Below are 13,131 nucleotides of genomic sequence, written 5' to 3'. Positions count from 1 at the left end.
ACCTCTCAGTGATGTGTAAAACGTCGTTCGTGGAACTACGTGTCCTGGCTGAAAGTGGTTCAAGAGATGCAATGGGATAACGCGAGGTAGCATTAACTATAATCGGGGAGCAGTATTCAGCAAGTAAATAGATGAAAAACCGGGCATTGCGCCCGGTACGTTATTTACTTCTGCTCATCTCTCTTTTTGCCAAGCGTGGGCGTTTCGTCGAAGAAGTTCCACGGCTTGAGCAGGGTATGCACCCATTCCGTCGGCATGATTGGCCACTCCTCGGCGCGGGCGACGTGCGTGGTGCCGGTGGTCATCCACACGACGTCATCCTGATCGTTCAGGGATTCGTTATCCTTACTGTACTGACCCAGACCGGTATCGTGCGTGGAACGGTTCGGGAATTTACCTTCCGGATACATCTCGTTCGGGTGGTAGCGCGTCACCCACAGCTGTTTATCCATAAAGCTCAGGCGGTGGTAAATCCACTCGTCAGGGGCGAACTTCGCACCCGTAGCCACCGGATGCGTCCCGCCTGCATAAGGGATAATCTGGTACGACACCGGGTTGCCCATGCGGTTCTCTTTGCGGGTGTTGCTCAGCAGGCGAATGGTACCCGGATCGAACTTCTGCGCGGCCTGCTGCTCGGTATCAATGTCGTACTGATTGACCTGCATGGTGCTGGTTCGCGGCCCGCCGGCGGTATTCGGCTTCACTTCCGGGTCCATCGCCACCAGCTTGTTGTTGGTGCCGTCGACGTCCATATCCAGGCGGAAGTTATAGATATGCTGGTGGGTGGTGCCGACAATATTATGGTCGATCAGCGTGCCGTATTTGGTGTCATCTTTGGCAGTCGCGTCATGCATGGTTTTCGCCTGCACGCCTTTCACCGCTTCGATGCCGGTTGCCCCTGCATCAATGCCGATAGTCCCGTTCTCGTGGAATACCCAGTCAAAGATATAGTCGTAGTTGCCCACGGTACTCACCCAGCGCACCACCAGCTCGCGGCGCTCGGTGCTGACGTTCGGCTGGCCCATCTCCTGGTGCTTATACTCCGGCCCGGCGTAGCGCTCAAAAATGGCGATCGCGCGGGGGATCTCCATCGGCGCGCCGGTGTAGTCCGGAATGGTTTCGTTCAGCAACACGGCGTTAGACGGCACGTCTTTGCCGCGCACCAGCGGGGAGGTCAGGGTGCCCATGCCGTAGTCGCCGGAATCCAGATAGGCTTTAAAGTACCAGCCTACGTCCGGGTCGCCATAGGGCACGATCATCCCGCCCAGCGATCCCTGATACATGACCTGGCGCTTCCTGCCGTTATCGTTGTAGGTCACGGTAGAGATCGTTGGCCCAACGCGCGAGTCCAGGCTCAGGTGGAAATCCCAGTTCTGCCAGTGCACCGTGTCGCCGGTGATGGTGTAGTTCTTGCCTTCCGGCTCGACGATCTCCAGCGGTTTTTTCACCGTTTCAATACGGTCACGGCCGTCATACGGACGCGGAGTCATTGGAACCGGAACCACCGGGCCTTCTTCTATCTTCTGTATTTTCTTTTGCTCAAGGTCGACGACCGCCACCAGGTTTTCAATCGGGTGCGCCCAGTAGTTGCCGTCGCCCACGTCCAGATAGCTCACCACTTTGAGCAGGCGGTCCTCCTGCTTCAGGCCGTCCTTGCCGTCGAAGTAGCCGACGGTCAGCGGGGTGGTGATCACCTTCTTCGTATCGGTGATGCCGCGCTTTTTCAGCACCTCGGCAAATTCGGTGCTTTCGTTAATGATTTGCTGAACGGTGGTAAAGTCATCCAGCAGCACCATGCCGTGCGCGTCTTTAATCGGCTCCCAGCTGAGGATCGTTTTATCCTTCAGGTCTACCCGGCTTTCGATGATGTGCTTCCCGTCGAGCATCGTGATGTTGGCCTGGCGGGGGGCGTCCACCGCCGTGCCGTTCAGCACGAAGTCCCAGACCCTGGCTTTTTCCGGCTCGGCAAGGGCAATCTGGGTAAAGCGGGTGTTGGGCTTAAAGTCCGCAGAGGCTTTTACGATCTCTACGGCCTGCTTAATTTCGTCTGCGGTTAAGGCGTTCAGAGGGTGAGGGCGTTTTTCCACCTGGAAGGTCTGATCGAGGCCTGACTGAAAGACATCGTTAATGAAGGTGTCAGAGATAAAGGCTTTTTTATCTTTCATCACCACCGGCACCTGCAGCGTCATGGGCTTACCGTTGACGATCGCGGTTTTCGCGCCCGGCTTGACCTTCACAAAGGCCCCGTCTTTGGCGATGGTGAACATCTGAGCGTAATCATCCCACTGCACGTCCGCGCCAAACTCCTGCAGCGTTTTGTCCATCGGGACCATATGCGCCTCGCCGCCGTGGGCGAAAGCAGGAGATTGCCAGGCGCAACACAGCGCAACGGCCATGGCCAGTGCCGTTCTACGGGCAGAAAAAGAAGAATTGCTTCCCATCGTAGACCTCATCTTGTTGTGTTTATTGTGTTGTGACAGCCTTATCCTGACAGGCGCGCGCGAAAAGCGTTTGCCTGCATCTGCCAGGTTATTTGTCAGTCTTGCCAGGTTAAAAAAAGAGCGGGGATAAATCACATGCTTGTGCAGAACAATCCCCTCTCCCCGGTGGGGAGAGGGTCAGGGGGAGGGGAAGTTAGCTGAAGTCGCCCTGCCGGCGCGCTACCAGCGTCAGAATGGAGTAGAGCGCCACGGCCTGCTGGTGCTGGTTGAAAATCTCAACGGACCATTCCACCACGCCCGTTGGTTTTTCATCGGCAGCTCGCTGTTTTTTCAGCGTTTTACGCTTGCAGGTCAGGCGCACCTGAATGGTATCCCCCGGCTTGACCGGCTCGATAAAGCGCAGGTTCTCCATGCCGTAGTTGGCAATCACCGGCCCTACGCCCGCATCGACGAACAACCCCGCCGCGGCGGAAATCAGGAAGTAGCCGTGCACCACGCGCTCGCCAAAGATCGACTCTGCCGCGCCGATTTTGTCCATGTGGGCGTAGAAATGATCCCCGCTCAGGCAGGCAAAGTTGACGATGTCCGCTTCCGTCAGGGTACGGCGCGGCGTCAGCAGGCTATCGCCCGGCTGCAGCTCCTCGAAGTATTTGCGGAACGGGTGAACGCGATCTTCCTGTACCTCCGCGCCGCGCACCCACTGCTTACCGATGGCGGCCAGCATAGACGGGCTGCCCTGGACGGCGGTGCGCTGCAGATAGTGCTTAACGGCGCGCAGGCCGCCCAGCTCTTCACCACCGCCCGCACGGCCCGGGCCGCCGTGGACCAGCTGCGGCAGCGGAGAACCGTGCCCGGTAGACTCTTTAGAGGATTCCTCGTTGAGGATCTGAATACGCCCGTGGGCGCGCGCCGCGCCGGCAATAAACTGGCGAGCGGTGGCTAAATCCGCCGTCACCAGCGTACCCGCCAGGCTGCCGCCGCCCGCGCGGGCCAGCTCCAGGGCGTGATCTGAATTGCGATACGGCATCAGCGTGGCGACCGGGCCAAAGGCCTCGATGGAATGCACGGCAGGGGTTTCGTCCGGCTGCGGGCAGAACAGCAGGGTCGGCGGGAAGAACGCGCCCGCGGCCTGCAGATCCGCTTTTCCTCCCAGGCGAACCTGGCAGCCTGCGGCTACAAGCTGGTCCACTTTTTCCTGCACGTCCGCGCGCTGCTCGGCGTTCACCAGCGCGCCCATCTTCACGCCTTCCTGCGCCGGATCGCCGACAGCCACCTTTTCCAGCCGGGCAATCAGCGCCTGGCTGACGGCGTCAACCTGGTTTTGCGGCACGATGATGCGGCGGATGGCGGTACATTTTTGCCCGGCCTTGGCGGTCATCTCACGCACCACTTCCCGGACGAACAGGGCGAACTCCGGCTGCTCCGGCGTAACGTCTTCGCCCAGCACGCAGCAGTTCAGGGAGTCGGCCTCCATGGTGAACGGAATGGCGTTCGCCACGATGTTCGGATGCACCCGCAGCGTCTGACCGGTGCTGGCGGAACCGGTAAAGGTCACCACGTCCTGGCCGTCGAGCTGGCTCAGCAGATCGCCCGCGCCGCCGCAGATCAGGCTAATGGCACCGTCCGGCACCAGGCCGCTGTCGACGATCGATTTCACCATCGCCTGCGTCACCTGCGCGGTCGCCGTGGCGGGTTTGATGATGGCGGGCATCCCGGCCAGCCAGGTTGGCGCCAGTTTTTCCAGCATGCCCCAGCACGGGAAGTTAAAGGCGTTGATATGTACCGCCACGCCGGATTTTGAGGTTAAAACGTGGCGCGCCGCAAAGCCGCCCTCTTTTGAGAGTGGGATCAGCTCATCCTCTGGCCACAGCGTATCGTCCGGCAGCTCGCGGCTGCCGAGGCTGGCATAGGTGAACAGGGTGCCGATCCCGCCCTCGATATCCACCCAGCTATCGGCTTTGGTCGCGCCGGTCTGCGCGGAGAGCGCGTAAAACTGCGCTTTATGCTCAAGCAGATGCTTCGCCACCGCCTTGAGCATGGCCGCCCGCTCGATAAAGGTCATGGCGCGAAGGGCTTCGCCGCCGCGCTCGATGGCGTAACGACGCGCTGCCGCCATATCCAGCCCCTCGCTGGAGACTTCCCACAGTGCTTCGCCGCTGATGGCGTGATGAATGTTGCGCTCGCGGCCCCGGCCAGACTGCCAGGCGCCGGACAAGAAGCTGGCTAACTGCTGCATTTCTTATCTCCAGATGTTTCATGAGTTCACTATAAATAGTTAAATTGCGAATCATAAAAAGCAAGCTGAGTTTTAATGAATTGTTAACATTGTGATCTGGCCTGATGTATCACGGCATCGCAAGCCCCATATCATCAGCCCTGCAGCAAAAGCCTTGCGAGCGGCATCACAAAATAGATAAACACTCCTTGGGGTTATATTTAACCTTTGTGTAACTTTTAAGAAACGAAGTGATTCACCATTTCGCTTAGTTAAATAAATTAATGAATCATAAAGGTGATGTTGTGACGCAAGAAGAACGCTTTGAGCAGCGCATAGCGCAGGAGACGGCGATAGAGCCTCAGGACTGGATGCCGGAAGCCTACCGCAAGACGCTGATCCGTCAGATTGGTCAGCACGCCCACTCCGAGATTGTCGGCATGCTGCCGGAAGGTAACTGGATCGCCCGCGCCCCGACGCTTCGCCGCAAGGCTATCCTGCTGGCAAAAGTGCAGGACGAGGCCGGGCACGGTTTGTATCTCTACAGCGCGGCGGAAACGCTGGGCTGCGCGCGGGAAGACATCTACCAGAAGATGCTCGACGGCAAGATGAAATACTCCTCCATCTTTAACTACCCAACCCTGAGCTGGGCCGACATCGGCGTTATCGGCTGGCTGGTTGACGGGGCCGCCATCGTCAATCAGGTGGCGCTGTGCCGTACCTCCTACGGGCCCTATGCCCGGGCGATGGTGAAAATCTGTAAAGAAGAGAGCTTCCACCAGCGTCAGGGCTTTGAGGCCTGCATGGCGCTGGCGCAGGGGAGTGAATCCCAGCGCCAGATGCTGCAGGACGCCATCAACCGCTTCTGGTGGCCCGCGCTGATGATGTTTGGCCCCAACGATGACAACTCGCCAAACAGCGCCCGCAGTCTCGCCTGGAAAATCAAACGCTTTGGCAACGACGAGCTGCGCCAGCGGTTCGTGGATAACACCGTACCGCAGGTGGAAATGCTCGGCATGACCGTGCCGGATGCGGATCTGCGCTTCGACGAGGAGAGCGGCAGCTATCGCTTCGGCGAGATCGACTGGCACGAATTTGACGAGGTGATAAACGGCCGGGGCGTCTGCAATCACGAACGTCTGGCGGCTAAAAACAGAGCCTGGGACGACGGGGCGTGGGTGCGCGAAGCCGCTCTGGCGCACGCCGAAAAGCAACGCGCCCGTCAGGCCGCATAAGAGGAATACACCATGAGCAATGTCTACTGGCCGTTATATGAAGTTTTTGTCCGCTCTAAGCAGGGGCTGTCCCACCGTCACGTGGGCAGTCTTCACGCCGCAGACGACCGCATGGCGCTGGAAAACGCCCGCGACGCCTATACCCGCCGCAGCGAAGGCTGCTCCATCTGGGTGGTGAAGGCGAGCGAAATCGTCGCCTCCCAGCCGGAAGAGAGCGGCGAGTTCTTCGACCCGGCAGAGAGCAAGGTCTATCGACATCCGACGTTTTACACCATCCCTGATGGCATCGAGCACATGTGAGGTCCGGGATGAAAACAGTATCAGCATACGCCCTGCGTCTGGGCGACAACGGTCTGGTCCTTTCCCAGCGTCTGGGCGCCTGGTGCGGCCACGCGCCGGAGCTGGAGATCGACCTCGCGCTCGCCAACATCGGCCTCGATCTGCTGGGGCAGGCGCGCAACTTCCTGACCTACGCCGCAGAGCGTGAAGGCGAGGGTGATGAAGACACGCTGGCCTATGGCCGCGACGAGCGCCAGTTTCGCAATGTTCTTCTGGTGGAACAGCCGAACGGCAGCTTCGCCGACACCCTTGTCCGCCAGTACCTGATGGACGCGTGGAACGTCGCGCTGTACGAGCGCCTGATCCACAGCAGCGACGGCCAGATTGCCGCCATCGCCGCAAAAGCGATTAAGGAGGCGCGCTACCACCTGCGCTTCAGCCGCGGCTGGCTGGTGCGCCTGGGGGACGGCACCGAGGCCTCCTCACAAAAAATGCAGCAGGCGGTCAACGGCCTGTGGCGCTTTACGGCAGAGCTGTTTGAGGCGGACGACGTCGAGCTGGCGCTGGTGGACTCCGGCGTGGCGGTTGACCCGCGCACCCTGCGCGAGCCGTGGGAAAGCGAGGTGTTTGCCGGTCTTCACGAAGCCACCCTGAGCGTGCCCGATGAAGCGGCATACCGCACCGGCGGCAAGAAAGGTCTGCACACCGAACATCTGGGGCCGATGCTGGCAGAGATGCAGTATCTCCAGCGCGCGTATCCCGGCCAGCAGTGGTAAAGGAGAACGCTATGCAACGCCTCGTTGATATCGCCCCCGCGCAGATACCGCAGATCTGGTCGCTGCTAGGCCAGATCCCGGACCCGGAAGTGCCGGTCCTGACCATCACCGATCTGGGCATGGTGCGCAGCGTGAAGGCGCAGGGAGAAGGCTGGGTTATCGGCTTCACGCCGACCTATTCGGGCTGTCCTGCAACGGAGCACCTGCTGGGCGCGATCCGCGAGGCGATGACCGCGCACGGCTTCACCCCGGTGCATATCGTGCTGCAGCTGGAACCCGCCTGGACAACCGACTGGATGACGGCCAGTGCGCGCGAGCGCCTGCGGGAATACGGCATCAGCCCGCCCGTCGGCCACAGCTGTAACGCCCATGCCCCGGCAGAGGTGACCTGTCCGCGCTGCGCGAGCAGCGATACCTCGCTTATCAGCGAATTTGGTTCGACGGCCTGCAAAGCGCTCTACCGCTGCAATACCTGCCGCGAGCCATTCGACTATTTCAAATGTATTTGAGGCTGCCATGACAACGTTTCATTCATTAACAGTGGCGAGAGTAGAGCCTGAAACACGCGACGCGGTGACCATCACCTTCGCGGTGCCGCAGGGTTTGCAGGACGCTTACCGTTTTCGTCCAGGGCAACACCTGACCCTGAAGGCAACCCTTGGCGGGGATGAACTACGCCGCTGCTACTCCATCTGCCGAAGTACCGTACCGGGCGAAATCAGCGTGGCGGTGAAAGCCATCGAAGGCGGGCGTTTCTCCCGCTACGCCCGGGACGAAATCAGGCAGGGCATGGCGCTGGAGGTCATGGTTCCCCAGGGGCAATTTGGCTACCAGCCGCAGGCCGAACGGGAAGGTCACTACCTGGCCATTGCAGCAGGCTCCGGGATCACCCCGATGCTGGCGATTTTGTCCGCCACGCTGGCGACTGAGCCAAATAGCCATTTCACGCTTATCTACGGCAACCGCAGCAGCCAGAGCATGATGTTCCGCCAGGCGCTGGCGGACCTGAAGGACAAATACCCGCAGCGGCTGCAGCTGGTGTCTATCTTCAGCCAGGAGACGCTGGACAGCGATCTGCTGCACGGCCGCATCGACGGCGAAAAGCTGCAGGCGCTGGCAAAAACGCTGATCGACTTCCGCCAGTATGACGAAGCCTTTATCTGCGGCCCGTCGGCCATGATGGATGACGCAGAAGCGGCGCTGAAAGCGCTGGGAATGCCTGAAAAAGCCATTCACCTTGAGCGCTTTAACACGCCGGGTTCAGCGGTAAAACGCACCGTCAGCGTGCAGGCCGAAGGGCAGAAAGTCACCGTGCGCCAGGACGGGCGCGACCGTGAAATCACCCTGACGGCGGACGACGAAAGCATTCTTGATGCTGCCCTGCGCCAGGGCGCGGATCTGCCGTATGCCTGCAAGGGCGGTGTGTGCGCCACCTGCAAATGCAAGGTGCTGCGCGGGAAGGTGGATATGGCAACCAACTACAGCCTGGAGCCGGACGAACTGGCGGCGGGGTATGTGTTGAGCTGCCAGGCGCTGCCGTTAACCGCCGACGTGGTCGTTGATTTTGACGCGAAGGGGATGGCATGAGTGAACTGATTGTCACCCGTCACGGCCGCGTGTTGCAGCTGACGCTTAACCGTCCGGCGGCGCGCAACGCGCTCAACAATGCGCTGCTCCTGCAAATCGCGGAGCAGCTTGAGGCCGCCGCCGTGGATGCCGACATCGCCGTCTGCGTGATTTACGGCAGCGAGCGCTGCTTCGCCGCAGGGGCGGACCTCAACGAAATGGCGGAGAAAGATCTGCCCGCCACCCTGAACGATATCCGCCCGCAGCTGTGGGCGCGGATTAACGCGTTTAACAAACCGCTGATCGCCGCCGTGAACGGCTTTGCGCTGGGAGCCGGCTGCGAGCTGGCGCTGCTGTGCGACGTGGTGATTGCTGGCGATAACGCCCGCTTCGGCCTGCCGGAAATCACGCTGGGCATTATGCCGGGCGCGGGCGGCACCCAGCGCCTGATTCGCAGCGTGGGCAAATCGCTCGCCAGCAAAATGGTGTTGACCGGGGAGAGCATTACCGCGCAGCAGGCGCTGAGCGCCGGGCTGGTGAGCGATGTGTTCCCGGCAGCGCTGACGCTGGAGTATGCCCTGAAGCAGGCGGCGCTGATTGCGCGCCACTCTCCGCTGGCGCTGCAGGCGGCGAAGCAGGCGCTGCGCCAGTCTCAGGAGGTGCCGCTCCAGGCCGGGCTCGCGCAGGAGCGCCAGCTTTTTACGCTGCTTTCCGCCACCGAAGACCGCCGGGAGGGCATCGACGCCTTCTTACAGAAACGCACCCCCGACTTTAAAGGACGCTAATAGTGGAATTTATTCTCAGTCATGTTGAGCAAGGCGTAATGACCCTTACGCTGAACCGTCCGGAGCGTCTGAACAGCTTTAACGACGTGATGCACCAGCAGCTATCCGAATGCCTGAAGCAGGCCGAGCGTGATGACACCATACGCTGCCTGCTGATCACCGGCGCGGGGCGCGGCTTCTGTGCCGGTCAGGACTTGAACGACCGCAACGTGGACCCGAACGGCCCGGCGCCGGATCTGGGGATGTCCGTTGAAACCTTTTACAACCCGCTGGTTCGCCGCCTGGCAAAGCTGCCGAAACCGGTGATTTGCGCGGTGAACGGCGTGGCTGCAGGCGCAGGCGCCACGCTGGCGCTGGGGTGCGACATGGTCATTGCCGCCCGCTCCGCCAACTTTGTGATGGCCTTCAGCAAGCTCGGCCTGGTGCCGGACTGCGGCGGCACCTGGTTGCTGCCGCGCGTCGCCGGGCGCGCCCGCGCGATGGGGCTGGCGCTGCTGGGGGACAAGCTGAGCGCCGAGCAGGCGCTGGGCTGGGGGATGATCTGGCAGGTGGTGGATGACGAACAGCTCTCCGCCACGGCGCAGCAGATGGCGCTGCACTTTGCGTCGCAGCCGACCTTCGGGCTGGGGCTGATCAAGCAGGCCATCAACGCCGCGGAAACCAACACCCTGGACGCCCAGCTCGATCTGGAGCGCGACTATCAGCGCCTGGCCGGGCGCAGCGACGACTACCGCGAGGGCGTTAGCGCCTTCCTGGCGAAACGTACGCCGAACTTTACGGGGAAATAGGATGGTGAACATTAATACTGTCGCCGTGATAGGCAGCGGCACCATGGGGGCCGGTATCGCGGAAGTGGCGGCAAGCCACGGCCATCAGGTGCTGATCCACGATATTTCTGCTGACGCCGTTTCCCGCGCGATTGACGGCATCCGCCAGCGCCTGGCTTCACGGGTATCGCGCGGCAAGCTCTCCGCAGAGGCCAGCGCGCAAATCCTCGCCCGGCTGGTTCCGGTGACCGACATCGACGCCCTCGCGGCGGCGGATCTGGTTATTGAGGCGGCGTCCGAGCGCCTGGAGGTAAAAAAAGCGCTGTTTGCCAGGCTGGCGGAGATCTGCCCGCCGCAGACGCTGCTGACCAGCAACACCTCCTCCATCTCCGTTACGGCGATCGCCGCCGATATTCGCCACCCTGAACGCGTGGCGGGGCTGCACTTCTTCAATCCGGCACCGGTCATGAAGCTGGTGGAAGTGGTGAGCGGGCTGGCAACCTCGTCGGAAGTGGCGAATGTCTTATGTGAACTGGCGATGAACTGGGGAAAACAGCCGGTGCGCTGTCAGTCAACGCCGGGGTTCATCGTCAACCGCGTGGCGCGTCCGTTCTACTCCGAGGCCTGGCGCGCGCTGGAAGAGCAGGTGGCCGCGCCCGAGATTATCGATGCCGCGCTGCGCGAGGGCGGCGGCTTCCCGATGGGGCCGCTGGAGCTGACCGACATGATTGGTCAGGACGTTAACTTTGCCGTGACCTGCTCGGTGTTTAACGCCTTCTGGCAGGAGCGCCGCTTTCTGCCGTCGCTGGTGCAGCAGGAGCTGGTGCTGGCGGGAAGGCTGGGCAAAAAAAGCGGGAAGGGCGTCTACGACTGGCTGGGTGAGAAAACGACAGCGCGGTGGGTTGATGCCGTAAACGACAGCTTCAGCCCGATCGGCGTGCATAGAAGAGGTGACGGCGTCACGCAAATTGACGAGGTGCTGCTGATTGAAACGCAGGGCGAAACGGCGCAGTCGCTGGCCGTTAAGCACAGCTGCCCGGTGGTGGTGATCGATCGTCTCGAACGCGACGTGGCCGTGATTGCGGCGGCGTCTGGCAATCCACACGCCGCCACGCAAAAAGCGGTCCGGCACCTGCAGCAGCAGGGGTATCGGGTGCTGCACATCGCTGATTATCCCGGCCTGCTTATCTGGCGCACGGTGGCGATGATTGCCAACGAAGCGCTGGACGCCTTGCAAAAAGGGGTCGCCAGCGAGAAAGACATCGATACCGCCATGCGTCTGGGCGTGAACTACCCCAGCGGGCCGATCGCCTGGGGCGAGCGTCTGGGCTGGCAGCGCCTGCTCACGCTGCTGGAGAACCTGCAGCGTCACTACGGCGAGGAACGCTATCGCCCCTGTTCACTGCTGCGCCAGCGTGCGCTTCTGGAGAGTAGCCATGAGTCATAACGCCTGGCATAACGCCCGCGCGATGTACGAACGGGACGCCTGCGCGCAGGCGATGGGAATGGACATTGTCGACATGGATGAAGGCTATGCGGTGGTGACCATGACCATCACGCCGCAGATGCTCAACGGCCATAAAACCTGCCACGGCGGCCAGCTGTTTTCGCTGGCGGACACCGCCTTTGCCTACGCCTGTAACAGCCAGGGCCTGGCGGCGGTGGCGTCCGGCTGCTCCATCGACTTTCTGCGTCCGGGCTTTGCCGGGGATAAGCTCACCGCCACCGCGCGGGTGAAGCATCAGGGCAAGCTGACCGGCGTGTACGACATTGAAATCCAAAACCAACAACAGAAAACGGTCGCTCTCTTTCGCGGTAAATCTCACCGCATTGGCGGCAGTGTGACAGGAGAAGCCTGATGCGTGACGCATTTATTTGTGACGGTGTTCGTACCCCGGTCGGTCGCTACGGCGGGGCATTATCCAGCGTTCGCGCGGACGACCTGGGCGCGGTGCCGCTGCGTGAACTGCTGGCGCGCTATCCGCAGCTCGATCTGGAACGCATTGACGACGTGATATTCGGCTGCGCGAACCAGGCCGGGGAGGATAACCGCAACGTGGCCCGCATGTCGGCGCTGCTGGCGGGATTACCGCAGACGGTTTCCGGCACCACGATCAACCGCCTGTGCGGCTCCGGGCTGGATGCCATCGGCTTTGCGGCGCGCGCAATTAAGGCCGGTGATGGCGACCTGCTGATTGCCGGCGGCGTAGAGTCCATGTCCCGCGCGCCGTTCGTGATGGGCAAAGCGACCGCAGCATTCCAGCGCCAGGCGGAGATCTTCGATACCACCATCGGCTGGCGATTTGTGAATCCGCTCATGCATCAGCAATTCGGAACTGACAGCATGCCGGAAACGGCAGAGAATGTAGCTGAATTGTTAAAAATTAGCCGTGACGATCAGGACGCGTTTGCGCTGCGCAGCCAGCAGCGTACCGCTCAGGCGCAGCAGAACGGCATTCTGGCACAGGAAATTGTCCCGGTGCGGGTGCCGGGTAAAAAAGGGGTAGTGACGGAAGTCAGCGTGGATGAACATCCCCGCGCGGACACCACCCTGGAACAGCTTGCGGCGCTCAAAACCCCGTTCCGTAAAAACGGCGTGGTGACGGCGGGGAACGCCTCCGGCGTGAACGACGGCGCCGCGGCGCTGATTATCGCCAGCGAGCAGATGGCGTTGGCGCAGGGCTTAGTCCCGCGAACCCGCATCGTGGCGATGGCGACGGCGGGCGTGGAGCCGCGTTTGATGGGGCTAGGCCCGGTGCCTGCTACCCGCAAGGTGCTGGAGCGCGCTGGATTAAGCATTAACGATATGGACGTCATTGAGCTGAACGAAGCCTTTGCGTCGCAGGCGCTGGGCGCGCTGCGTCAGCTGGGCCTGCCGGACGACGCCGGGCACGTCAACCCGAACGGTGGCGCGATTGCGCTGGGCCACCCGCTGGGCATGAGCGGTGCCAGGCTGGCGCTGGCGGCAAGCAACGAACTGCACCGACGCGGCGGGCGCTATGCGCTGTGTACGATGTGCATCGGTGTGGGTCAGGGCATCGCCATGATCCTTGAGCGTGTTTGATCA

12 protein-coding genes are annotated in these 13,131 nt (G+C 61.5%); 10 read left to right on the top strand and 2 right to left on the bottom strand.

The window, feature by feature from the left end:
- Positions 1 to 164 precede the first annotated feature (164 nt).
- Both tynA and paaZ read right to left on the bottom strand, forming a co-directional pair.
- Complete coding sequence (gene tynA, locus E0L20_RS03840) at positions 165 to 2,441, bottom strand: primary-amine oxidase (protein WP_131632768.1); 2,277 nt, start codon at positions 2,439 to 2,441, stop codon at positions 165 to 167.
- A gap of 193 nt (positions 2,442 to 2,634) precedes the next feature.
- A complete protein-coding gene (paaZ, locus tag E0L20_RS03835; RefSeq protein ID WP_131632767.1) occupies positions 2,635 to 4,677 on the bottom strand; it encodes a phenylacetic acid degradation bifunctional protein PaaZ in 2,043 nt (680 codons plus the stop codon).
- A 284-nt stretch (positions 4,678 to 4,961) separates the two neighbouring features.
- Here paaZ and paaA point away from each other — a divergent pair, with 284 nt between their 5' ends.
- Genes paaA through pcaF form a run of 10 tightly spaced genes read left to right on the top strand, consistent with a single transcriptional unit; the run spans position 4,962 to position 13,128 of the window.
- Positions 4,962 to 5,891 carry a 1,2-phenylacetyl-CoA epoxidase subunit PaaA gene (gene paaA / locus E0L20_RS03830; protein ID WP_131632766.1) on the top strand — a complete coding sequence of 310 codons (930 nt, stop codon included), beginning with the start codon at positions 4,962 to 4,964 and terminating at the stop codon, positions 5,889 to 5,891.
- 12 nt (positions 5,892 to 5,903) lie between these two features.
- On the top strand, positions 5,904 to 6,191 hold the full coding sequence (gene paaB / locus E0L20_RS03825) for a 1,2-phenylacetyl-CoA epoxidase subunit PaaB (RefSeq protein WP_003857353.1): 288 nt from the start codon (positions 5,904 to 5,906) through the stop codon (positions 6,189 to 6,191).
- Between the two features lie 8 nt (positions 6,192 to 6,199).
- Complete coding sequence (gene paaC, locus E0L20_RS03820; protein ID WP_131632765.1) at positions 6,200 to 6,946, top strand: 1,2-phenylacetyl-CoA epoxidase subunit PaaC; 747 nt, start codon at positions 6,200 to 6,202, stop codon at positions 6,944 to 6,946.
- 11 nt (positions 6,947 to 6,957) lie between these two features.
- A complete protein-coding gene (paaD, locus tag E0L20_RS03815; protein WP_131632764.1) occupies positions 6,958 to 7,455 on the top strand; it encodes a 1,2-phenylacetyl-CoA epoxidase subunit PaaD in 498 nt (165 codons plus the stop codon).
- 7 nt (positions 7,456 to 7,462) lie between these two features.
- Positions 7,463 to 8,533: a 1,2-phenylacetyl-CoA epoxidase subunit PaaE gene (gene paaE / locus E0L20_RS03810; protein ID WP_131632763.1), complete on the top strand. Its 1,071-nt coding sequence runs from the start codon at positions 7,463 to 7,465 to the stop codon at positions 8,531 to 8,533.
- Positions 8,530 to 9,297, top strand: a complete 768-nt coding sequence (paaF, locus tag E0L20_RS03805) for a 2,3-dehydroadipyl-CoA hydratase PaaF (protein WP_131632762.1) — start codon at positions 8,530 to 8,532, stop codon at positions 9,295 to 9,297. The genes paaE and paaF overlap by 4 nt, the downstream gene beginning before the upstream one ends.
- Positions 9,297 to 10,085, top strand: coding sequence for a 2-(1,2-epoxy-1,2-dihydrophenyl)acetyl-CoA isomerase PaaG (paaG, locus tag E0L20_RS03800; protein WP_131632761.1), 789 nt, complete (start codon positions 9,297 to 9,299; stop codon positions 10,083 to 10,085). The genes paaF and paaG overlap by 1 nt, the downstream gene beginning before the upstream one ends.
- 1 nt (position 10,086) lies before the next feature.
- Positions 10,087 to 11,511 (top strand): 3-hydroxyacyl-CoA dehydrogenase PaaH, encoded by a 1,425-nt coding sequence (gene paaH, locus E0L20_RS03795; protein ID WP_131632760.1) that lies wholly within the window; start codon positions 10,087 to 10,089, stop codon positions 11,509 to 11,511.
- A complete protein-coding gene (paaI, locus tag E0L20_RS03790; RefSeq protein WP_131632759.1) occupies positions 11,501 to 11,923 on the top strand; it encodes a hydroxyphenylacetyl-CoA thioesterase PaaI in 423 nt (140 codons plus the stop codon). Before paaH ends, paaI begins: the two co-directional genes overlap by 11 nt.
- Positions 11,923 to 13,128, top strand: coding sequence for a 3-oxoadipyl-CoA thiolase (pcaF, locus tag E0L20_RS03785; RefSeq protein ID WP_131632758.1), 1,206 nt, complete (start codon positions 11,923 to 11,925; stop codon positions 13,126 to 13,128). The genes paaI and pcaF overlap by 1 nt, the downstream gene beginning before the upstream one ends.
- The last annotated feature ends 3 nt before the right edge of the window (positions 13,129 to 13,131 follow it).

Source organism: Enterobacter wuhouensis (assembly GCF_004331265.1).
Classification (GTDB): Bacteria; Pseudomonadota; Gammaproteobacteria; order Enterobacterales; family Enterobacteriaceae; genus Enterobacter; species Enterobacter wuhouensis.
The sequence above is the reverse complement of the archived record's forward strand: the minus strand, read 5'-3'. Positions and strand labels throughout refer to the sequence as shown.